The 24017-nt window shown below is 46.2% G+C and carries 18 protein-coding genes; 7 read left to right on the forward strand and 11 right to left on the reverse strand.

Annotated features, from left to right (window positions below; all coding sequences use genetic code 11):
• Positions 1 to 74: 74 nt before the first annotated feature.
• From ACRRU2_RS19320 to acsA, 5 genes are all read left to right on the forward strand, one after another.
• Positions 75 to 1880 (forward strand): PLP-dependent aspartate aminotransferase family protein, encoded by a 1806-nt coding sequence (locus ACRRU2_RS19320; protein ID WP_432504296.1) that lies wholly within the window; start codon positions 75 to 77, stop codon positions 1878 to 1880.
• 64 nt (positions 1881 to 1944) lie between these two features.
• The gene (locus ACRRU2_RS19325) at positions 1945 to 2916 is read left to right on the forward strand and encodes an aliphatic sulfonate ABC transporter substrate-binding protein (RefSeq protein WP_432504189.1); all 972 of its coding nucleotides are present in this window, start codon (positions 1945 to 1947) and stop codon (positions 2914 to 2916) included.
• Positions 2917 to 3702 (forward strand): ABC transporter permease, encoded by a 786-nt coding sequence (locus ACRRU2_RS19330; RefSeq protein WP_331702591.1) that lies wholly within the window; start codon positions 2917 to 2919, stop codon positions 3700 to 3702. It begins immediately after the preceding gene.
• Positions 3703 to 3782: 80 nt separating this feature from the next.
• A complete protein-coding gene (locus ACRRU2_RS19335; RefSeq protein ID WP_432504191.1) occupies positions 3783 to 4604 on the forward strand; it encodes an ABC transporter ATP-binding protein in 822 nt (273 codons plus the stop codon).
• Positions 4528 to 6288, forward strand: coding sequence for an acetate--CoA ligase (gene acsA / locus ACRRU2_RS19340; protein WP_432504193.1), 1761 nt, complete (start codon positions 4528 to 4530; stop codon positions 6286 to 6288). Before ACRRU2_RS19335 ends, acsA begins: the two co-directional genes overlap by 77 nt.
• Before the next feature lie 340 nt (positions 6289 to 6628).
• Here acsA and speB read toward each other — a convergent pair whose 3' ends face one another.
• Together speB and speE are read right to left on the reverse strand one after the other, a co-directional pair.
• A complete protein-coding gene (speB, locus tag ACRRU2_RS19345; RefSeq protein ID WP_432504195.1) occupies positions 6629 to 7498 on the reverse strand; it encodes an agmatinase in 870 nt (289 codons plus the stop codon).
• Positions 7499 to 7531: 33 nt separating this feature from the next.
• Positions 7532 to 8359 (reverse strand): polyamine aminopropyltransferase, encoded by an 828-nt coding sequence (gene speE, locus ACRRU2_RS19350; protein ID WP_331702301.1) that lies wholly within the window; start codon positions 8357 to 8359, stop codon positions 7532 to 7534.
• A gap of 390 nt (positions 8360 to 8749) precedes the next feature.
• Between speE and ACRRU2_RS19355 the strand changes: the two genes are divergently transcribed.
• Entirely contained in the window at positions 8750 to 10867 is a 2118-nt protein-coding gene (locus ACRRU2_RS19355; RefSeq protein ID WP_432504197.1) for a transglycosylase domain-containing protein, read from the forward strand.
• 169 nt (positions 10868 to 11036) lie between these two features.
• On the opposite strand, the gene ACRRU2_RS19360 is transcribed toward ACRRU2_RS19355, so the two are convergent.
• The 3 genes from ACRRU2_RS19360 to ACRRU2_RS19370 form a co-directional block, all read right to left on the reverse strand.
• The gene (locus ACRRU2_RS19360; protein WP_331702303.1) at positions 11037 to 12527 is read right to left on the reverse strand and encodes a polysaccharide deacetylase family protein; all 1491 of its coding nucleotides are present in this window, start codon (positions 12525 to 12527) and stop codon (positions 11037 to 11039) included.
• 116 nt (positions 12528 to 12643) lie between these two features.
• Complete coding sequence (locus tag ACRRU2_RS19365; RefSeq protein WP_432504199.1) at positions 12644 to 14131, reverse strand: polysaccharide deacetylase family protein; 1488 nt, start codon at positions 14129 to 14131, stop codon at positions 12644 to 12646.
• A 132-nt stretch (positions 14132 to 14263) separates the two neighbouring features.
• On the reverse strand, positions 14264 to 15742 hold the full coding sequence (locus tag ACRRU2_RS19370) for a polysaccharide deacetylase family protein (RefSeq protein WP_432504202.1): 1479 nt from the start codon (positions 15740 to 15742) through the stop codon (positions 14264 to 14266).
• Positions 15743 to 15845: 103 nt separating this feature from the next.
• On the opposite strand from ACRRU2_RS19370, the gene ACRRU2_RS19375 reads away from it, so the two are divergent.
• Positions 15846 to 17414 (forward strand): sensor domain-containing diguanylate cyclase, encoded by a 1569-nt coding sequence (locus ACRRU2_RS19375; protein ID WP_432504204.1) that lies wholly within the window; start codon positions 15846 to 15848, stop codon positions 17412 to 17414.
• A 62-nt stretch (positions 17415 to 17476) separates the two neighbouring features.
• Here the strand turns inward: ACRRU2_RS19375 and ACRRU2_RS19380 are convergent, their stop codons facing one another.
• The 6 genes from ACRRU2_RS19380 to ACRRU2_RS19405 all read right to left on the reverse strand — a co-directional run bounded on the left by ACRRU2_RS19380 (position 17477) and on the right by ACRRU2_RS19405 (position 24001).
• Entirely contained in the window at positions 17477 to 18175 is a 699-nt protein-coding gene (locus tag ACRRU2_RS19380; RefSeq protein ID WP_432504206.1) for a hypothetical protein, read from the reverse strand.
• A complete protein-coding gene (locus ACRRU2_RS19385) occupies positions 18175 to 19407 on the reverse strand; it encodes a hypothetical protein (RefSeq protein ID WP_432504208.1) in 1233 nt (410 codons plus the stop codon). The genes ACRRU2_RS19380 and ACRRU2_RS19385 overlap by 1 nt, the downstream gene beginning before the upstream one ends.
• Before the next feature lie 26 nt (positions 19408 to 19433).
• Positions 19434 to 19994 carry a hypothetical protein gene (locus tag ACRRU2_RS19390; protein ID WP_432504210.1) on the reverse strand — a complete coding sequence of 187 codons (561 nt, stop codon included), beginning with the start codon at positions 19992 to 19994 and terminating at the stop codon, positions 19434 to 19436.
• A complete protein-coding gene (locus ACRRU2_RS19395) occupies positions 19991 to 20593 on the reverse strand; it encodes an RNA polymerase sigma factor (RefSeq protein WP_331702331.1) in 603 nt (200 codons plus the stop codon). Before ACRRU2_RS19395 ends, ACRRU2_RS19390 begins: the two co-directional genes overlap by 4 nt.
• Before the next feature lie 152 nt (positions 20594 to 20745).
• Positions 20746 to 23076 carry an AraC family transcriptional regulator gene (locus tag ACRRU2_RS19400; RefSeq protein ID WP_432504213.1) on the reverse strand — a complete coding sequence of 777 codons (2331 nt, stop codon included), beginning with the start codon at positions 23074 to 23076 and terminating at the stop codon, positions 20746 to 20748.
• Between the two features lie 40 nt (positions 23077 to 23116).
• On the reverse strand, positions 23117 to 24001 hold the full coding sequence (locus ACRRU2_RS19405) for a carbohydrate ABC transporter permease (RefSeq protein ID WP_331702311.1): 885 nt from the start codon (positions 23999 to 24001) through the stop codon (positions 23117 to 23119).
• Between the last annotated feature and the right edge of the window lie 16 nt (positions 24002 to 24017).

Below are 24017 nucleotides of genomic sequence, written 5' to 3' on the forward strand. Positions count from 1 at the left end.
ATTAAAACACTTTCTTTTTTTTGCTTCAATTCCAAGTAAACTAATTATAATTATAAGATTTATTGGGGGCGTACATTGTGAGTCAATCATCATCTTATCAACTGGAAACGATTCTTTTACACGGAGGGCAATCGCCTGATCCTACTACAGGGTCTAGAGCCGTACCGATCTACCAGACTACTTCATATGTCTATCAAAGCTCGGAGCACGCCAGAGCGTTATTTGCACTCGATGAGACAGGCAATATTTATAGCCGGATCGGCAATCCAACCGCTGATGTGCTTGAGAAAAGAATTGCACTGCTCGAAGATGGCGTAGCAGCGCTTGCCACTTCCTCCGGTATGTCCGCTATCTCGCTTGCGCTTATGAATATTGCAGAAGCAGGGGATGAAATCGTAGCTTCAAGCCGTGTTTACGGAGGTACATACAATCTGTTCAAAACAACTTTGCCAAAATACGGCATTAAAGTCATTCTTGTCGAATCGGACGATCCAGAAGACTTTAGAAAAGCGATTACACCAAAAACAAAAGCTGTTTATGCCGAAACGATCGGCAATCCAGGGCTTCAAGTACTGGACATTGAGGCACTTGCGGCAGTAGCGCATGATAACGGCATTCCGCTTGTCATCGACAATACGTTTGCCACTCCTTATCTATGCCGCCCTATTCAGTGGGGCGCTGATATCGTCGTTCACTCCGCTACCAAATGGATCGGCGGACATGGCACGTCGATTGGCGGTGTAATCGTAGACGGCGGGCGCTTCAATTGGAACTCGGAAAAATTCCCTGGCTTTACAAAGCCAGATGAGAGCTATAACGGCGTAACCTACGCCCAGGATTTCGGAACACTTGCCTATATAACCAAAGTAAGAGTGCAGCTGATGCGCGACTTCGGTTCCTGCATTAGCCCATTCAACGCCTTCATGCTGCTCCAGGGACTTGAAACCTTGCACGTACGCATGCGCGAGCATACCGCTAACGCCTTGCAAATCGCCAAGCATTTGGCTGCTCATCCAGGCGTTTCATGGGTTAACTATCCGGGATTGGAAGAGCACCCCAGCCATGCACTGGCTCAAAAATATTTACCGCGCGGAGCAGGCTCTATCGTAACCTTCGGCATTAAAGGCGGCAGAGACGCCGGCGCCAAGCTAATTGACAGCGTATCACTATGGTCGCATTTGGCTAATGTCGGCGATGCCAAATCGCTTATTATCCACCCAGGCTCTACTACACATCAGCAGCTTAATGAAGAGGAACTGGTTGCTACTGGCGTAGCGCAGGACCTTGTGCGCCTGTCTATCGGCCTCGAATCAGCCGAAGACCTGATTAAAGATCTGGACCAAGCGATTTATCGCGCTAACGGCGTAGCGACTTGGGAAGGCGACAAAAAACCGATTACGATTAATGACGAAGGGATCATCCGATCTGTTTTGGAATCGCCATGGCATCGTGAAACGGTCAATGGACAGCTTGTGCAGCGCGCCAAAACATTAGCGATCGTAGGCCTGTCAGGCAATCCGGCACGTCCTAGCTATCGCCTGGCACGCAAAATGCAGCGGCTTGGCTACAAGATCATTCCGGTTAATCCGCGCGAGACTGAGGTGCTTGGGGAGAGGGCTTATCCAGATCTGGCAGCTATACAAGGACCAATTGATGTCGTTCAAGTATTCAGAGCGCCAGAAGCCGCCATTGAGGTAGCCAAGGAAGCAGCGAGCCTGCAGACTCAGCCTCATATATTCTGGCTGCAGGAGGGCGTAGTATCCGATGAGGCAGCTGCCATCGCCAGTGAAGCAGGCATGGAGGTTGTTCATAACCGCTGTACATACAAAGAAACACAGCGACTGCGCGGAACGATCGTAACGTATGCATGTGAAATTTAAATCATTACTATTTCACTTTTTTAATAGATAAGATTCGATTTGTTAATCAGAAGGGGACATTACGATGAAAAAGATTGGTTTATTAAGCACAGCTCTTATACTAGCTCTTTCCGTTATAGCCAGCTGCTCGCAAGGCGGCTCCAAGGCTTCAACTATTCGCTTGGACTACGCTTATTATTCGCCTCTATCGCTTGTTATTAAAGAAAAAGGCTGGGCAGAGGAAGCCTTTGCCGAGGACAAAGTAGAGGTAACCTGGGTACTTAGCCAAGGCAGCAATAAAGCGCTTGAATTTCTTAACAGCAATTCGATCGATTTGGGCTCTGCTGCTGGAGCAGCTGCACTAATCTCCAAATCGAAGGGCACACCTATTGAAGGCGTCTATATTTCAAATAAGCCTGAATGGACGGCGCTAGTGAAGGCAGATGGTTCCTCCATTCAATCTGTTTCTGATTTGGTCGGCAAAAAAGTAGCCGCTACCGTCGGCACTGACCCGCATATTTTCCTGCTGCGCGCTCTTGATGAAGCCGGCATTGCAGCTAAAGATGTTGAAATTGTAAACCTGCAGCACAATGACGGAGCAACAAGCCTAGTAACAGGCCAGGTTGACGCATGGGCAGGACTGGACCCTCATATGGCGCGAGTAGAGCTTGAGAATAATGCCGAGCTATTTTACAGAAATGTTGATTTCAATACGTACGGCTTCCTGCTCGCCCGCAATGACTTTGCCAAGAAAAATCCGGAGAAGGTTGAAAAGATTTTGGCCGTTTACGAAAAAGCCAGACTATGGACGCTGGAAAACATGGAGGAAGCAACTGCAATTTTAGCAAAAGAAGCGAACCTCAGCCCGGAAGTAGCCAAAAAACAAATGGAGCGCAACGATTTTACACAGCCGGTACCAGGTGATGCTCAGCGCAATACAATTACTGAAGCTGGAAAGGTGCTGCAGCAAAATCAAATTATTAAATCGGATGTTAAGCTCGATGAATTAGTCAATAATCTGATCCAGCCCTCCTTTGCAGAAAAGGTTGTGAAATAGATGAAACATTCTACTCGGCTAGTCAATATTTTGATCGGAAGCTTGCTTCCGATCATTCTTGTTGTACTGTGGCAGTCGCTCAGCTCAGCAGGCGTATTCCCTCCTAATATTATGCCTTCGCCGCTTGTTGTTGTAGAAACGATAACAGGCTTTGTACAGGACGGCTCGCTATGGGAGCATATCGGCATTACGCTTTACCGTATTTGCACAGGCTTTCTGCTCGGAACAGCAATTGCCGTATTGATTGGAGCACTCGTCGGCTTTTATCCGCTCGCCCAAAAGCTGTTCGATCCTATTTTGCAAGCCTTCCGCTCCATTCCTTCGATGGCGTGGGTACCTTTGTTTATTTTATGGATGGGCATTTCCGAGACACCAAAAATCGCACTTATCGCCGTCGGTGTATTTTTTCCAACCTATTTAAATCTAGTTAGCGGTATTAAAAATGTCGACCGCAAGCTTATTGAAGTAGGCAAAATATATGGGTTTACACATACCCAGCTTATTACAAGAATTATTATGCCTGCCTCCCTCCCCTCCTTCTTAACCGGATTGCGCGGAGGACTCGGCGTAGGCTGGATGTTCGTTGTCGCAGCTGAGCTGATGGGCGCCAGCCAAGGCCTCGGTTACCTGCTCGTATTCGGACAAAATACGACTTCGCCTGAAGTTATTTTAGCCAGCATCGTGCTGTTCGCTATATTAGGAAAAATAACAGATACGCTGCTCGCTGTTATGGAGACGCGGGCACTGCATTGGCAGGATTCATTTGCTAAGCAAGCCAAGGCGTAGCATGACCGTTATTAACATAGAAGCACAGGTTTTTCAAATAAAGGCTCCGCATTGATTTTCCGCGGGAAAGGAGCACCATTATGCTTAAATTAGATAAGGTTAAACGAATATTTGATAATGGCAAAACCGCCTTCGAGCCGCTATCCTTCGAAGCACAAAACAAAGAAATTATCGGCATTCTAGGCACGAGCGGCTGTGGAAAAAGCAGTCTGCTGCGCGTAATTGCAGGACTCGACGGTCATGAGGAAGGCAATATCTCCATTGACGACCAAACGGTTTCAGGCATAAATGAAAAAATCGGCGTTATATTTCAAGAGGCCCGTCTTATGCCTTGGCTCAATGTCGTCGAGAACGTTGCTTTTGGTCTTAAAGGTCAGAAGAAGGAAAATTTGGAGCGTGCCAAACAATTTATAAAACTGGTCGGCTTGGAAGGATTTGAAAAGCATTACCCGAAGGAGCTGTCGGGCGGTATGTCGCAGCGTGTAGCGATTGCGCGCTCACTTGTTACATCGCCATCTATTCTGCTGCTGGATGAGCCTTTCAGCGCGCTTGACGCGTTCACGAAGATGCAGCTTCAGGATTTGCTGCTGCAAGTATGGAAAACGTGCAAAAGCACGATGCTGCTCGTCACACATGATATCGACGAAGCTCTTTATTTATGCGACAAATTGATCGTTATGCGTGGACAGCCAGGAGAAATAATCGACATTATTTCTGTTGCCGAGCCTCGTCCCCGCTCGCGTGGAAATGAAGCGCTGGCTAGGCAGAAGGAGCAAATTTTGAAGCTGTTACATTTAACATCGGACGAAATCGAGGAGGAAAAGCATGACGTTAGCATACGGAAACCTCATACAGCCGCTCCAAAGGGAGCATCACTTACAAGATTACCAGAAAGCGGTTGAATCTTTTAATTGGCAGGACGTTGAGCAGCATTTCACCTGGTACAAAACCGGAAAAGTAAATATGGTGTATGAATGTCTAGATCGCCACGTCGATGAAGGCTATGGCGACAAGCTCGCCATTCATTATATTAACGGTGATATTGAAGAGAAGTATACGTTTGCCCAGCTCAAGCAAAAGACAGATCATGTAGCGACAGTCTATAAAAATTATGGCATACAAAAAGGCGATCGCGTCTTTATCTTTTTACCAAAAAATCCCGATTGCTATATTGCTATTCTTGCTGCTATTAAAATTGGAGCGATTGCCGGCCCATTGTTCGAGGGCTTCATGGAAGAATCGATTAAGGACCGCATGCTTGATTGCGGAGCCAAGCTGCTTGTAACGGACCATGTGCTGGGCAAGCGCGTGCCTAAATCCACTATTCCTACTCTTGAAACGGTTCTTATTGCAGGAGAGCCTGAGCAATGTGAAGCTGGCGAAATCTCACTGTACGCAGAGCTGAGAAATACTGTGGCCGATGCCAACGTGATTGAATGGGGAACGCTTGACGACGGCTTTATTATTCATTATACGTCCGGCTCAACTGGCAAGCCAAAAGGGGTGCTGCATCGCCAAAAGGCAATGATCCATCAATATTTGACCGGCAAATGGGTATGCGATGTAAAAGAGGACGATGTATACTGGTGCACCTCCCACCCGGGCTGGGTAACAGGCAGTGTTTACGGCTTATATGCTCCATGGCTGAACAGAGCGACTGTCGTTATACATGGCGGACGCTTTGACGCTGATTCCTGGTATTCCATCATTGAAAAAGCGGGCGTGACGATTTGGTACAGTGCCCCGACCGCATTTCGCATGCTGATGGCCGAGGGAGAGCAATTGCACCTCAACTATGACCTTTCGTCCTTAAGGCATGTACTTTCTGTTGGAGAGCCGCTTAATCCGGAAGCGATTCGCTGGGCGATCGAGGAGCTGAACGTGCGCATTCATGATACGTGGTGGATGACAGAAACAGGCGGCCACCTGATCGTTAATTTCCCTTCCCAGCCGATTAAGCCCGGCTCTATGGGACGCGCGTTCCCAGGCATTACGGTAGCGATACTAGATGAGGACGGACAGGAGCTGCCAAATGGCGAAATTGGACAGCTCTGCGTCAAAGCCGATTATCCCGGGTTAATGAAGGAAATATGGAACAATCCCGAGAAGTTTCATTCGTATTTTCCTTATGAAGGCTGGTATGTTTCCGGCGATATGGCTTATAAAGATGACGAAGGTTATATCTTCTTCCAAGGCCGCAACGATGATATGATCAACTCCGCTGGCGAAAGCATCAGTCCGTTTGAGGTAGAAAGCAAGCTGATTGAGCATCCTGCCGTAGCTGAAGCAGGTGTAATCGGCAAGCCGGATGCGCTGCGTGGAGAAATTGTAAAAGCATTTATCGTGCTCGGTCCGCTGTATAAGCCTTCATCCGCTCTATTGGAGGAAATTCGCTTATTCGTCCGCAATCATCTCTCTGCGCATAATGCGCCAAGAGAAATTGAAGTGCTGGAGCAGTTGCCGAAAACTCGCATAAGCGGCAAAATTATGCGCCGCGTATTAAAAGCTTGGGAGCTTAATCTAGATCCGGGTGATACTTCGCAGCTTGATGGAGGAGTGCTTGCGAGAGTTGCCGTAGTAAGCTAAGCCAATACTATACTAGACTAAACCGTTCGATTGCACATTGTTTCTGATCTTCCACGGACACTCGTTCCGTTATTCACCAAAAAAAGGCCGTTTTTCAAGTTTCGTGGACATACGTTCCGCTATCAGCTCATTTCACGACCTTTCTTAAGTGTTTTTGATGCAATAGCGGAACGTATGTCACTTTTGCCGGGCAAATGGCGCTATTTAGTCACAATAACGGAACGTCTGTCCAGCTCACAGTAGAAACAACACTATACTCTCCCATCCGCAAAATAACGCTCCAGGATTGATGCGAATCCGAGCAAAAAACGGTATGCCCATCAAGGGCATACCGTTTTCTTTACTTTATAAAGCCTAGCAGCATTTCGCGAATCACTTTGGAAGCTACGATTTGCGTCTGTTCTGTCGGATCATAGGCAGGGGCTACCTCTACCAGGTCGCAGCCAACTACATTAGCTTCTGAGCGTGCGATCGCATGAACTGCCTCGATAAGCTCCTTGGACGTGATGCCGCCTGCTTCAGCTGTACCAGTGCCCGGTGCGGCCGACGGATCAAGCACATCGATATCGATCGTCAAGTAAACAGGGCGGCCAGCCAGCTCAGGCAATACTTTTTTCAATGGCTCAAGCACTTCAAATGGATGGAAGTTAATGTTCTCACGCGCATATTGCCACTCCTCGCGCGAACCGGAGCGAATGCCGAATTGATATATGTTTTTGCCGCCCATCAGTTCAGCTGCTTTGCGCAGCGGCGTAGAGTGAGACAACGGCTCGCCCTCATACGATTCGCGCAGATCAGCGTGCGCATCAAAATGAATAATCGCCAAATCAGGATACTTCGCATATACTTCGCGGAAAATCGGCCATGACACCAAATGCTCGCCGCCAAGTCCTACCGGCATTTTGCCGTCCTCCAGCACACCTTTTACAAACTCGCCAATAATATCAAGGCTGCGTGCCGGATTGCCAAATGGCAGCAATAAATCGCCAGCATCAAAATACTCGATATCCTCAAGACTGCGGTCCAAATACGGGCTATATTCCTCCAAACCGATCGAAACCTCACGAATACGAGGCGGGCCGAAGCGCGAACCCGGACGGAAGCTTACAGTAAAGTCCATTGGCATTCCATAAATAACTGCCTTGGAAGCCTCATAATTTTCAGAGCTCAAAATAAATACATTGCCAGAATACTTCTGATCCAGTTTCATTGCTAGCGTCCTTTCTGGTCGGCTTCCTGCAGCCTACTTAATCAAGTTTTCTACAAATCTAGGCAATACAAACGCCGCTTGATGCAGGCGAGGGCTGTAATACTTCGTATCGATGTCCGCAATATCTGATTCTTTTACTTCCAGCGGATCATACTTTTTGCTTCCCATAGTGAACGTCCAGAGACCGCTTGGGTAAGTAGGGATATTAGCGCCATATACACGTACGATCGGGAATACTTCCTTTACGTCTTTATTCACGCTTTGGATAAGATCTGCTTTGAACCAAGGGTTGTCAGTTTGAGCAACAAAGATGCCGTCTTCTTTCAGTGCTTCGTAAATGCCTTGGTAGAAGCCGCGAGTAAACAGATTGGCAGCTGGGCCAACCGGCTCAGTCGAGTCAACCATAATAACATCATACGTGTTTTTGTGATCATGAATATGCATAAAGCCGTCATTGACTTGAACCTCAACGCGAGGGTTGTCCAATTCACAAGCAATAGTCGGCAAGTACTTTTTTGAATACTCGATGACTTTGCCATCGATATCAACAAGCACCGCTTTTTTAACCTTCGGATGCTTCATTACTTCACGGATTACCCCCCCGTCGCCGCCGCCGACTACGAGTACATTTTCAGGATTAGGGTGAGTGAACAACACAGGATGAGCGACCATTTCATGATAAACAAATTCATCCTTCACTGTAGTCATAACCATGCCGTCCAGCACAAGCATCGTGCCGAATTCTTCTGTTTCAATCATATCGAGCTGTTGAAAATCCGTTTGCTCGTTTACATACGTTTTTGTAATTTTTGCTGTTATGCCAAAGCTATCAGTTTGCTTCTCTGTATACCACATTTCCATGTCAAGTACCTTCTTTCCGTCAATAGTTCAAACTGTATTATAGTATTTCGCACAAGAAAAAAAAACCTCTTATCCGTGTAATGGAAAAATATTTATATGGTTGACTCGAAAATGAATAGCCTGCTCCTAATATTTCCATACTAAATAAGAATGATTTGCGTTTGTTGCGTTGCAGCAAGCATCCGTCTACCTAGTATTTTACTAAATCAAAATCGTTTTGTCGTGCTTACATCAAAATTGCTGCTTACAGGGAGACTGTCGATTCATTTTTTGCGCAACAGCGGTCGGAAGAAGCCCAAACTTGATCGCAGGCCCCCCTTTATCATGCATGTTGCTTTATTCAAAATTAATCGACAGCTCAAAAGGCGACTTAGCAAGGGAGTTGACATCATGCTGAAATCCTTCATACAACGCGGAAAATCAAAGCTTCGTAACTGGTTTTTACTGCGCAAAGAAAAGCTTTCATTCGCAATCCGCGTACGCAGCTTGTTAAAGCTGATGGGTATAGCTGCTATAACTGCAGCTATAGCAATTGCAGCTTTATATTACTATTTGAGCAGTCAATCTCTGCCTGCTGCTTCTATTAGCCAAACGTCCCGCATGCTCGATTTGCACGGTAATGTCATCGATACATTTCATGCCGGAGAAAACCGTTATTCTGTCTCGTTGAATCAAATATCTCCCTACGTCATTCAAGCTACATTAGCGATAGAAGATCGACGTTTCTATGACCATATCGGCTTTGATATAAAAGGAATGGCTCGCGCGCTAATGGTCAATGTGCAAAGCATGTCGACCAAGCAAGGAGCCAGTACGCTGACCCAGCAGCTGGCCCGCAATCTGTACCTGACGCATGAACGAACCTGGCAGCGCAAAATCAAGGAAGCCGTCTACACCGCCCAGCTGGAAATGAAATATTCAAAAGATGAAATTCTGGCTATGTATTTAAACCAAATTTACTACGGGCACGGCAGTTACGGCATAGAGGCGGCTGCCAAGCATTATTTCGGCAAGCGCGCTCAAGATTTAAGCCTTGCAGAAAGCGCATTGCTGGCGGGGATACCAAAAGGGCCAAAATATTACTCGCCTTATCATAATATGAAGGCAGCAAAGGACAGGCAGCAGCTTATTCTGGATGCGATGGTCAGCGAGGGGGCAATTACGAAGCAGGAAGCGGACGAAGCCTACAATGAAGTTCTTGCCTTTGAGCCATCCCGCTCCAGCCAGGATAATGGCATTGCGCCTTACTTCCGCGACTATGTGCGGCAAGTCGCCATAGATGAGCTGGGCATCGACGAACAGCTCATTAACGAAGGCGGAATTTCAATATATACTACGCTGGATTCGACGATGCAAGCTGCTGCTGAGCAGACGATTCACAGCAAGCTGCCGGCAAATTCAGAGCAGCAAGCCGCCTTGATCGCCATCGACCCGCGCAATGGCTATATTAAAGCGATGGTTGGCGGACGCAGCTATGCGGACAATCAATACAATCGAGTATTTGCAAGCACCAGGCAGCCTGGCTCTACCTTTAAGCCCTTTCTATATTTGACTGCCCTGCAAAGCCGATTCATGTCGCCAACTACTCACTTCATGAGCGAGCCGACGATATTCACCTATGACGAGGGCAGAAAAAAATATGAGCCGCGCAACTATGGTGATAAATATGTGCTTGATTATATTGATATGCGGAAGGCAATTGCCAGCTCAGACAATATATATGCCGTTAATACGATTATGACGGTAGGAGCGGATAAAGTAATTGAAACCGTCCGCAAGCTTGGCATTACAAGTTCTATGAGCCCATTGCCTTCGCTTGCGCTGGGCACCTATCCGATCAGTCCGCTGGAAATGGCATCCGCCTTTGGCATCTTTGCCAATGAAGGCTTTCATCATAAGCCGGTTGCTATACTGCGGATCGAGGATCGCAAAGGAAATATTCTTTACGAGGCTGAGCCGCAATTTGAACAGGTTATAACGCCTGCCGAAGCCTATGTAATGACCAGCCTGATGGAGAGCGTCTTTCAGGAAGGCGGCACTGGTTACCGTGTCGCTGCAGCAATCAAACGGCCTGTAGCCGGGAAGACGGGCACGACAGCAACAGATGCGTGGCTGGTCGGCTACACGCCGGAGCTGGCGACAGCGGTATGGGTCGGCTACGACAAGGACCGCAAACTGACCGTTGCAGAGGCACAGCGTGCCGCGCCGATATTTGCAGAATTTACGGAGCAAGCGTTAGCTGCTGTACCGCCTAAAATTTTCCCTGTCCCTGAGGGCGTAGTAACCGTCTATATTGAGCCCAAAACTGGACGGCTCGCTGCTGCCTCTTGTCCCGAAAAACGACTGGAAACCTTTCTGCGCGGCACAGAGCCTTCTCTTTCTAATATATGCGGCTCTGACTCGCCGGTGGATGAAGCTTCCGGATCGAAGACAGGCGATCAAGAGCAGGCCACTAAAGAAAAGCGGCGCTCCTGGTGGGGAGACCTCAAGCGTTGGTGGACCAATTAGTATAGCTATTAATATTAAGAATAAACGGCTTTGCCATCCTTTGGACAGGCGCGTTTACCAATGAAATATAGAAACAGGATAAGTTAAAACTTATACTTTTAACAAAAACACTTCTGCCTGAAATCCAATTCACTTGGAAATCGCAAAGCAGAAGTGTTTTTGTTGCTGCCTATTGGCTATATTTACGAATCTCCTCCATCATTCTTTCAGCAGAAAATGCTCCGTCCACGTTAATGCGAGGAAGCTTGGCAAGATTCATGCCTTTGCGGATAACTCCTTTTTCTACTGTATACATAAGCTCATGTCCTGTTTCATCCAGCATTTCAATTAATCTATTACTGTATCTGCCATAAGGATAGGCAAAGGAAAACACCGGCGTATGCAGCTGCTCCTCAAGCATACTTTTTGCTTGCAGCAAATCACGATGCATACGCTCCTTATATGCCTCTACTGTCTCAAGCTGGCCGTTCATTATTAAAGGAGATACCGTTGCAGCCGCATCCTTGTCTCCTTTTGTCTTACCATAATAATGCGATTCGTAGGTATGGCTTTGAATTAAAATGCGCCCTGACTGAATCATTTCGCGGCCTTGCGGCCAAGTAATACGGCTTAAATACTCGATATCTTTATTAATATTAACCGTCGTTGCAAATATAGTAGCAAAAAACTGCTCCTCTACAAGGGCAGGATAAGCATATAAATAATTGCTTTCATAGCCGTCATCAATCGTAATAAGGACTGATTTTTCAGGCAGCCTCGCCTCATCGCCGCCTTTCATAAAAGCTAACAAATCCTGCTGGCGAATCGGAGTATAGCCATTTTTCTTCAGCATTTGCAATTGCTCGCGAAACCGATCCGGATGAACGATGACACTGTTAAGATCTTTGTCGCTGGGTGAAAAATGATGATACATAAGCGCGACAATCGTTGGATTTGTCACCATATTGCTTTTCATTAAAGGGAGCTTGTCTCTTATGTAGCCTAACGGCTTGCCGGCATGATCATAAAACAGCAGCAAATATGCGAAGGCCTGCTGCTCCTCCTTTTCTAGCAGGAGCTTTCCGTCAGGCAGCAAAAAGCGGGTATAGAGCTGCTGCTGCAGTTGATCCGATGCAGGCGCCAGCTCTGCGCTGCTTGAAATCCGCTCCGAGCGAAGCATTTCTTTTTCATTAAAACCGCCGTTTTGCAACAGCCGCGAATCCTCTTCAAATCTATCCAGCTCCTGCTGAACGCCGATCGCGTAGGTACGCAATGCAATTGATGCAAAGCCGCTCAGCTGCCTGTCCAGCTGATCGCGGCGTACAACAATATTCAGCTCCCCATAAGCCGGTCTAATGACCTCGACTCCATTGGTTTTCGCTTGCTCTACCTTCTCTTTAAGGCTGCTGGCTGCTGCAGAAATAAAAGGATTGGCCAGTAATAACGTGAATGCGATTCTGTGATCCTGTGCGGCTGCGCGCAAAAAGCGTGCCGTTTGGAGCGGATTATAACTAAGTTTATGAATAACAGTCTTCAACAGGATAGGAGCAGCTGTTTCCCCAGCATCAGCATGAAGAGCAGTCTTTTTTGAAACTTGCGTAACGGCAAAATCTGCTGCAGCGTTTGTCGAAAGCAGCGCCCCCGCTAGCAGGCAACACAATAATAAACGTAAACGGTACATAGCATACCTCCACAGCCAAAAGTGTCAACTCATTGTATGTATGCAAAAAGACGCTTCTACCTTATTCTCTCGAAAATTCATGCAGAAGCGTCTTTTGATGTATATTATTTATAAGATTATAAGTACTTTTTCATCACTCGCAGCAGCTTGGCCGCCGAATAAGGTCCTGCTACGTTGACCCGCGGCAGCTTTGCAAGATCCATCCCTTTGCGTATGGCCCCTTCCTCAACGGTGTACATCACCTTATGACCCGTTTCATGAAGCAGCTTGATCAATTCATCATTATAGCTTCCATAAGGATAGGCGAATGAGAAAACGTTGTGATGCAGCTGCTCCTCCAGCTTTGTTTTGGCTGTCATCAAATCATCGCGCATGCGCTGCTTGTACTGCTCGTCCGTTTCCAGCTGGCCACCAATTACGAGCGGAGTAGTCGTAGCCGCAGCTTCTTTATCGTCCACAGTTTTTCCATAATAATGGGATTCAAAGGTGTGGCTCTGAATATCAATGCGCCCCGATTGCATCATCTCGCGCGACTGCGGCCATGTAATACGGCTCAAATATTTCATTTCCTTATTTACATTCGCAGTTACAGCAAAAATTGTAGCAAAAAATTGTTCCTCTACAATAACTGGATAAGCCAGCTCGTAATTGCTTTCATAGCCATCGTCAATCGTAATGAGCACTGATTTTTTAGGAAGCAGCACTTCCTTGCCGCCCTCCATAAACTCAAGCAAATCCTGCTGACGGATAGGTGAGTATCCGTTTTTCTTTAACATTTGCAGCTGATCGCGCAAATCGTCAGGATGAACGGTAACACCATTAATCTCATCTCTGTTCAATGTGAAATGATGATAAACTAGAGCCACTATATCCGGATTGGCGGACATTTTTTGGTCAATAAGAGGGAGCTCATCCTTCATATATCCGATCGCATTGCCGGAAGCATCATAAAACGCCAGCAAATAAGCAAATGATTGCTGTTCCTTCTCATTCATCAGCAGCCGGCCGTCAGGCAATAAAAATTTCGTATACAGCTGCAGGGGCAGCTGCTCGGATGCAGGAGCATGCTCTGCCGTGCTTACTTGACGATCGGCTTCAAGCATCGCCCTATAGTCGAAGCGGCCGCTTTTCAGCAAATGAACATCGTCACCAAAGCTTTTGTCCTCTTTAATGCTTGTAGCATAAGTACGAATAGCAATAGCCGCATAATCTCGCAATGCAGGCTCCAGCTGCTCGCGGCGAATGACAACGTTCAGCTCTCCGTATGCAGGACGAATAATTTCCACCCCGCTCCGGTCAGCAACTTCCAGCGGCTCAGCAATTGAAATGCCCGCTGACGAAGCGATATGATAAGCATAGCCCAGCTGGGCCGTCAGAAGCAGCATTAATCCAGCCTGTCCATCCTGCAATGCCAAATACAAGGATCGGGCGACATGTAGCCGTGACGGCTTTTTTTGTTTTAGCTTATCAATAAATGATACCGTTACTCCCTCTTTAACAACTGCAGCAGCCTCTGCCGGCTGGGATGCAGCATAGCTGCTGGAAATGGCAGTCCACAGCACTATGCACGCCATGAAAAACATTATGCCTCGTACAAAACGCATCTTACTCCTCCTGAATCCTTAATCATTCGTACTAGAACTGCAGCACTAGTCATTTCGTCTTAGTAAACACAAATATAACCATTATAAAGATCTTTTTTCATTGTGTCGATTGTTTCCAGCTCTTTTATTCACTTACATAGCTGCATACTTTTTTATCACTCTGATCAGCTTTTCTGCCGAATAGTAACCGTCCACATTAATGCGCGGCAATCTCGCTATGTCCATTCCTTTGCGAATAACTCCTTCCTCTACGGTATACATCAATTCATGTCCCGTTTCGCGCAGCAAATCAATCAGTTCATCGCTGTAACGGCCGTATGGGTATGCAAAAGTAAATACATGACTGTGCAGTTCCCCTCCCAGCACGTTTTTCGCTTTGAGCAAATCTGCGCGCACTCTTTCCTTATATTGCTCCTTCGTCTCCAGCTGCCCTTCCACCATGATAGGCACTGTGGCTACGGCCGCTTCCTTATCGCCCGCAGTTTTGCCATAATGATGTGATTCGTACGTGTGGCTTTGCATTAAAATACGGCCAGACTGTACCATTTCACGAGCTTGCGGCCACGTAATCCGGCTGGAATATTTCGTTTTCTTATTCAAATTTGCCGTCACGGCAAAAATGGTAGCATAGAACTGTTCCTCCACAATGGCCGGGAAAGCAAACTCATAGTTGCTTTCGTAGCCGTCATCAATCGTAATGAGCACGGACTTTTCAGGCAATCTTGCTCCAGTGTCGCTCTTCATAAATTCAAGCAGATCCTGTTGGCGGATGGGGGTGTATCCATTCTCCTTGAGTGCCTTTAATTGTTCGTGAAAAGTATCCGGGTGCACGGTAACCGTATTGAGCGACTCGCTGTTTAGTGAAAAATGATGGTACATTAGCGCTGCTATCGTTGGATTGGCCACCAGCTTCTCCTGGATCAACGGCAGCACGTCCTTCATATAGCCAATCGGTTTGTCTGCTGCATCGTAAAATACTAGCAGATAAGAAAAGGTTTGCTGCTCGTCCTTATCAAGCAGCAGCCTATTATCCGGCAGCAAATAATGCGTATATAGCTGCTGCAATTGCTCGGCTTCCGGGCTGTACTCAGCCGCACTATGTTTGCGATCCGTTTGCAGCATTGCCTTGTAATCAAAACGACCGCTTCTTAACAAACGAATATCCTGCTCATACTCTTCCATCTGACTATATGTACGCAGAGCGATAGACGCAAAGCTATGCAGCTTTGGCGAAAGCTGATTCAGGACAAGCACAATATCCAATTCACCGTAAGCAGGTCTAATGACCTGTACACCGCTTCGCTCCAGCAGCTCCATCGGCTCGGCAATCTTCAAGCCTGCAGCCTGAGCAGCGCGAAAGGCAAAGCTTAACTGGCCAGAAACTAGCAATGCGACAGCAGCTCTGCTATCCTGTGAAGCGAGCTGCAGAGCTCTGAAATAAAGCAGCGTTTTGGGCTTGAACCGATTAATCTCTATTGGCGTCAGCTTATTTACAGTAAAAGGCTTGGATTCAGCAGAGACCAGCGTGTTGAAGGAAAAATGACCTAGTGCAATGTTGGCGCAAATAGCAACGATTGAAAAATAAATGGTTAATATACGAATATATCGCATTTCTTCCCTCCGAAAATGACTATTATCCTTCTCATTTAGTTGGCAAGCCGATATAATGAATACGCTGGCAATCATTACACAAGAAGGAGATCTATCCTGCATTATGAAACGAAAAGGCTTCACCTTGCATTTTTTGGTAACTACAACCGTTGTTCTTTCTTTGCTGGTAACATTGCTGGTAAGCAGCATCGTCGGCTTTCAGAGCAATAAGGATGCGCTTGTATCCAATACGCTTGAGCTTAACCGAATTAACGCAGAAAAAGTGGCTATAACGACAAATGACCTTCTGGGCTCGGCCAAGAACACTCTTGCTATAGCAGCCGATCATTTGGCAACCAAATTCCTGCATGATGATAATATGCAAATGCTACAGCTTGTAAAAGAGAGCAATAACATATTTAACTCCGTATTTATTGCTGACAACTCCGGCACTGTCAAAATAACCTTGCCTGAAAATCTAGGGGTTATCGGCAAAAAACTAGAAAGCGAGGCCATACAGGTAGCGCTGTCGCAGCGCCGTCCGCTAATTTCCGAACCCTATACCGGTATTACCGGCCGGTATATTATTCTAGTTTCCCATCCAATCTTCTCTGCTGACGGTCAATACTTGGGTTTGATTGGCGGCAGTATTTACCTGAATGAACCAAATGTGTTTGAAGTTCTGCTAAGCAGCCCTACCTTCTCGCCAAGCGGCTCCTATGTATACGTAGTGTCCAAACAAGGAGAGCTGCTATTTCACCCTAATAAAAATAGAATAGGCGAAGCAGTTACGGCTAATCCTGTCGTACAAAGCGTTCTAAAGGGTGATAAAGGGGAGCGCACCGTCATCAATACGGTAGGTGATCATATGCTGGCTGGCTATGCGCCTGTACATGAGGTGGGCTGGGGTGTTATATCGCAATCGCCATATGAAAACGTCAATGAAGCTTCTACCAGGCTAGTCAAACAAATCTTTTTGTATTCTGCGCCTATCCTGGCTATCTTGCTCATTATCGTTATCCTGCTGACTCGCTTTATATCAGGTCCTTTATACAAGCTTGCTAGTTTTGCAGAAGATATTACTATAGACGATTATCATGGCTTAAAAGTTCCAACTATCCATAATTGGAATTATGAGGCAAACGAACTGAAAAAAACAATCGAAAAAACAGTGCTGTCGATGCAAAATCGTATCAATGTATTATCAGATGAAGCAAGGAAGGATACTTTGACCGGCCTCAACAATCGCAGAACGATGGATCGCGTGCTGCAAGAGTGGCTGAACCGTAATTTGGCTTACAGCTACATTATTTTGGATATCGACCACTTCAAGTCAGTCAATGATACTTATGGCCATCATATGGGTGATGCCGTCCTTCAGTTCCTTGCCGCCAAAATGATAGAGCTGACCGGTCCTGACGATGTTTGCTGCCGTTTTGGAGGTGAAGAATTTGTGATTCTGTCTCCTGGGGCTGCAGCAGAAGACGCTTATAAGCTGGCTGAGACAATTCGCGAGAACATTGCATCATCGCCTACACCGATTGGCAATACGATAACCATTTCGATCGGCATAGCTGCCTCCTCTTCGCTGCAAGATGTTGAAGATACGAAGCAGCGCGCCGATGCAGCGCTGTATGCTTCCAAGCAAAACGGCCGCAACAGGTCGACGATCGCTTCAGCAGCAAATAAATAAGTTACAGCAAAATAGGAAGAGAGGACGCCGGCTGCGGCTGCTTCTCTTCCTATTTTAACTTACTACTGATAGGTTACTTCCAAATGATTTGGCACGACAAGTGTCAGCCTCGAAAACACGCTGTCCCTGACAAAGCCGCCAGCTTTCTTGTCTATCCCTCCTATCGTTATATACATCGTATTGCCAACTACGGCTGTCCTGAACAATTGTTCGGCTTCAACAGTCAGCGAATCTACGGATAAATACTGGACAGTGCCCAGCAGATGCACCTCATTCGTATCCGTCTTATCCAGTTGAATAGCCTGAAAGGACTGGACAACAATTTTCTTTACTTCAGCAGGAACAGAAGCCTTGACCGGCTCAATATATACCGTCCGCTGCACCATTTGAAACTCCCGCTTCAAATCATCCATCAAGCCGGTAGACATAAGCATAGCTATAATTAAACTGGCTACCCCGATTATGCCGACAAACATCAGGCTGAGCCAATCATATTTAATTTGCAAGGACTCTTTGCCTGAAAGCTTCAAGTAAACGAGCAGCTCGCAGCCCAGCATAATAAACACAATAGGAGCGGACATCAGCAGCAAATCAAGCGCATCAATTTTTTGCCATAGCGAAACAGCAAGTGCCGTTCCGATTAATACTAAAGTAATTCCCATCGATAGCGAGCCAACACGCCAAGTACGCGCATTAGAATGACCAGAATGGCCGGCAGGCTTCCCATTATCTGTATGCGATGCATAAGTGTAAGCATTCATTAATCGGCTCTCCCTTCTCGCTCGCGCAACTCATCGAGCGGCTCAGGTGCATGCCTGTATGTTCTGCCGTTTTTATTCCCTACGCCGAATGCCAGCCTGAGTCCTATCGAAATCAAAATAAACGCTGTAATTGCCGTTGGGATCATATATTTGATTTCCATGTACTGGGAGTACACCTCAATCCAATACCGGTTAATAAGCTGCGTCGCCACTCTATCCAGCAAGTAGTATACGCCTACCAGCAGAAAGGCTATGCCAAGCCAACGCTGATAAGGAACGATTTGAGTCAATATTGGCCTGTCTACAAGCTGTTCCTGCTCATAACGGGATGTGTAATGCAGAGCATCAAAAAATGAGTAGAACCAAAGCAGCGGCAGCAAAAATAGAAACAAGGACAACCGCATATTATCCATAATATAAATAATTAATAGAAATCCTGCCATTAGCTGCAAGCCGCGCTGCTGTAAGCCAAGATAAAGATGGCCGGCACCTGGAAAAATAGACAGCGAAATCGCAATAACTTTGTTTTTCCGGCCGGAAGCAATATGCCCTTCCATCTCTTCGAAAATAGAACGATCCTCCATCGGTTCTCCTTTTTGCTTGGCGTGCAGCCGGGCAACAACATCAAACATGCTGTATATCCATATCACCGGCAGCGCCAGCAGAAAGACCAGCATAATGGATGTCGACATAACGAAACTTAAAAAGATAATAATAGTAAACAAGCCGATAAATGCGATCATAAGCGTAATGCCGCGCTGCATAAGACCGATGCTCATATGTCCAAGGCCGGGAATAATTGAAAGCAGTATCGTTTTCGTTTTTTCCTGTTGCATTTCCGCTGCATGGGCATACGCAAAGCTATTATTATAGTCGGAGTGCATTCCCTTTCCCGTTGGGTCTGCCTCGAAGAAGCTGCCTCCTGCCTGTGCAGCCGATGAATAGATCATGCCATTTGGCCGATTCGGTTGAACAGACAAATGCTTTCCATTAATAAGCGAAATAATCATGTCTATCATATTCACGATTGCCGAGAGAAGCGCCGTCATAAGAAACATGAATATGGTAAAAGAATCTACGCTATTATTGCTTGCCATAAGCAGCAGCAAAAAAGCTAAAGGCCCGAAAAAACCAAGCGCATATACGATACAACGTATAGGGCGGCCCAAATAAGCATGTCCAATCCCCGGGATAAACGACAGTAAAAATGCCGTTAATGGATTTTTATTCACGAAGCTTCATCCTCTCACTTGCCAAATTATTCATTGTAACGATATTGGTGCAAGCCATCGAGCCATCGGCTCGCTTTGCTCACCATTTCATCCGACCAGGTTTGCACCATTGGCTCGCTCTCCTTATAGCGATTATCCTTGGCATGCTCAGCCAAATCACCAACCTGCTGCGACAGTCCGCTAAGCACGCCCGTGGCTAACAGCAGCAGCGTAATGGAAGCGGCAATGGAATATTGCACAATCGGAAGGCTAAGCCATAAGCGGCGGCGGCGGTTGCTTACAGATGGTTTAGAATAAGCAGCTTGCTCCGTGGATGCCGCCAGCTGCTGACTCTCCCCGATTGCTGCTGTGACTGCCTCAGCATCAATTGCAGCTATAACATTGTTCTCTAGCGCTGCCCAATCCGTCTCTGCAATCTGATGATCATTCGCTTCAAGCTCCTGCATGAACAGCTGCAGGCAAGTCTCGCATTGCTGCAAATGCTCTTCGACCGCTTCCCGCCTATCAAGCTGCAGCAATTGTCCGTTAATGAACCGCTGCAGCTCTACTGCCGTCGTATGCGCTATGTATGCATTGTCCTTCTTCAATCAAAGTCCTCCCTTCGCCAGTGACGCTTCATCCAATTGCGGGCGCGATACAGCCGCGTCTCCACCCCTTTTATCTGCAGCCCTGTCTCATGCGCAATCTCTTCGTAGCTTTTGTCTTCTATGTAATAAGATTTCACAATAGCTCTATAATTTTCTGGAAGCTGCTGCAGCTGCTCAGTAAGCTGAAGCTTGCTGGAGCGCTCCATAGCCTGCGCCTCAGCAGCAGGCGCTCTTGCCTGCCATCCGTCAACATCCGAAGCGCTGTATGCATCTGTATCCGCCACGCTGGAATTTACAAGCTGCTCCGGTCTACGCAACCGGCTTCGCCGCCAATCAATAGCTTTGTTAATCGCAATGCGCGTAATCCATGTTTTAATTCCATCTAATCGACACGTTGGAAGAGAGCGATAGATTTGCAGCAATACTTCCTGCGTAACGTCTTCTGCATCATGACTCGATTGCAGCACTGCATAAACAGTTTTGTATATATGCGGACCATACTTCTGCACGAACGGCCTGAATTGCTCCGCATCGCCAGCTTGTATTTGCCTGATCCATTGCTCATCCGAAATAATGCTCTCCTCCCTTCCTAACTCTATAGACGATTATAAACGGCTTAACCCCTTCACTTTTTAAAAATACCTTAAGAAAAAATTAAAACTATACTTCTGAAAATAAATTAGGTCTTTAAACATACGAGCTTTAATCTTTTAAAATTATATTTTAAAAACAAACAGCAGCTTCGCGGAGCTTATTGCTCCGCCGAAGCTGCTGTTTTATTCATTTCGCGATATACACCCGGCGTTACGCCTTCATACTTTTTGAACAAACGAATAAACGTGCTTATGCTGAAAATGCCAACAGCCTCGCTCACCGATTTGAGCACAGCCTCTTCCTCCATAAGCATGCGCTTGGCCTCCTGCATGCGGTAGCGGTTTAAATAATCCGACAAATTTTCTCCCTTCTGTTCCTTGAAAAAACGGGACAAATAGGACGGATGCACATTAAAGTATTCCGACAAACCTGCCACCGACAAGTTAGGATCGCTGTAATGGTCCGCAATATGCGTTAGCAGGTCATCGATCAGCTTGCTGTTATGGCTTTTTTTGCGAGCCTCCACATGGCTGCATACCTGCTGCAGAAACTGCGTCATTCTATGCCTCATATCTCCTACCGTATGCTCTTGCAGAATTGCCTGTACAGTCCTTTGATTTTGCTCATACAGCTCCGATTGTGCAGACACTGCTTCCATCGATGCTTTCATCATCGTACTGATTAAATCGAACATAAAGCAGCGTGCTAGATCAGCAGAAAGCTTGCCCTCCTGCAAATTGGTTTCAATGACTTCATCCATAATCGACTTCGCCTTTTCGTAATTTCCTGCTTTTACGTAATTAATCAGCTGCTGCTCCATCTCCAGCGGATAGGTATACCCGTTGCTCGGCTCTTGAATGCTCTCGTAATCAATAACTGTACCGCTTCCCATAAGCAGCCGGTACTCCATCGCTTCAAGCGCTTCACGATACGCAGCTGATATAGAATGAATGGCAGTATGCACCGCACTAAGCGTGCAGGTAAGCTCAATATGAAACCGCTGCATAATAAACCCCCGCGCTTCCTCAAGCATAAGCAGCAAACTTTCCTTGGCCTGGCGCGGCGTTGTGCCTGGCACAAAATTAACGATACAAGCCAGCATTTCATCCACCTCTGCCACCCAGCCGCGATGATGCTTTCCTATCGTTTCTTCCACAATGTTTGAAACAATCAAATGTACAAAACGCAAATTTTTTTCAGGATCATGCTCTTGCTCACGCAGCAAACCGCTGAAGTCCTCTATGTAAAACAGCACAACTGCAAAAGCGCCAGACCCCATCTCAATTCGATACTCCGAAAGCGCTTCCTCAATTGGATAATTACTTTCCAATCTCCCTTTTAACAATCTGACGATTAAATTGGCACGCAAATAAACGTTTTGCTGTTCGATCACTTTATGCATCTCAACATTCTGATCCAGTGCCTGCTCCAGAGACTCGCCGATATAGTGCAATTCATTCCCTGCTTGCTCCGGTTTAAGCTTTGACTTTAACGCTAGCGTATTGACGATTTGCTTGACAGGATTATAATTTCTGCGGGCTGTAATAATAGCTGTGGCAGCGCCAAGCACTAAAGCGATGATAACCATCAAAATACTAATATCACTTACATACTCGGCTTTCTCCCTGTATACTCCCGAGGGAAGCGAATACACATATGTCCAGTTCGTAAGGGCTGACTTTATATAAGATACTACAACATCCTGATTATTGGAGCCATTTTCAATTACGCCATAAGGCTCAATCAAATTTGAATATAAGGGCAGTATCGGCAATGCTTCGCCTGACGAGGCCAAAATCCGGTCATTACCATCAACAATATAAACATCGCCTTTATTATAGGACTGAAGATTGCGCAAAGATGTCTGAAGACGCTCTTTATTCATATAAATAACTAATGTGGCCAGCCTGCTGCCCGTGTTTTCAATAGGAAGGGATTGCGAGAGTAAAATATCACTCTTCTCCTGATTCATGCCAATATCCTGTCCATTTATAAAAGCTCCGCGGTGCTGATTTTCCAGAAAGGCTGTCCATTCATCATAACCAACACCCGTCCGCTTAATATAGAGATCATAATATACTTCAGGCTCATAATAAGAGCTGTTACTCAAAATAAAGTTTCCATTTCGAAAATAAATAAAGAAATTATCAATGTAACGATTGGTATTGCTATAGGTGCGAAAATCCGCGAAAGCCTGCACCATGGCCAAACGATGCTCCCCCGTCAGTTGTTGAGGAGCAAACAGCAATTTACGAACCCGCTCATTAAAAGCGATCACTTCACGCATACGTTGAACATGTTCAATCTGGGAATCGATCTCTTCTTGAAGCTGCTTTAATAACGAAGAGTTGGCGCTATTAATTTCATCCTCGATGACTTTATTCGTCTGCATATATACAACTGCCATCATAACTACTGGAATGAGCAATACTAGAGCATAGGATCGCAGCCATACGTATAAAATGCTGTTTTTTCTCCATTTGATCATCTGATGCCCTCCGCCAATTTCACACGTTTATTCTACACGGCTATCCTTTAATAGAACCGATCATAACCCCTTTTACAAAATACTTCTGCAGAAACGGATATACAACTAATATCGGCAGCGTAGCTATCATAATTGTAGCATATTTGATACTTTCCCCTACTGCCTCTACATCGCCGGCCGCGGCGTCTGACGACATAAACTGCGTGCTGTTCTGGATAAGGATTTCCCGCAATATAAGCTGCAAAGGAAATAAAGAACGGTCCCGCAAGTAGATCATCGCGCTAAACCAGCTATTCCAGTGCCCTACGCTATAAAACAGGATCATAACGGCAATTACGGGCATGGACAGTGGAATGACGATTCTAAATAAAATCGTGAAGTCCTGCGCTCCATCGATTCTTGCCGATTCGATCAAGCCATCAGGCAGAGCGCCGAATGAAGTGCGGAGTATAATCAAATTCCAAGTTGATATTGCTCCTGGTATAATGACAGCCGCCAAGCTGTCTCCTAAACCAAGCCAGTTATTCACTAGCAAATAGGAAGGAATCAGTCCTCCCGAAAAAAACATCGTAAATACGATAGCCAGCATAATCGGCCTCGTCCAAGGCACGCCCTTGCGCGATAATACATAAGCGCCCAGGCATGTTACAGTTAAATTAACAACCGTGCCAACTATGACAATGAAAAAGGTATTGCCAAAGCCGGATAATATATTCGGATTCCGGAATACCATTTTATAAGCTTCGGCAGTAAACCCGAGCGGCTTCAGCAGCAATCCCGTGTGAGACATAAGCTGCGTGGAATTGCTTAATGAGGACATTAAAACAAATATAAACGGGTAGAGTGTAATGATGATCATAACCAACATGACCGCCACATTCAAAATATTAAATGCGATTTCCCCCGCGCTTTTTTTAATCTTCACGATCCCTCTGCCCCTT

The organism is Paenibacillus sp. GXUN7292 (genome assembly GCF_050864975.1).
Classification (GTDB): Bacteria; Bacillota; Bacilli; order Paenibacillales; family Paenibacillaceae; genus Pristimantibacillus.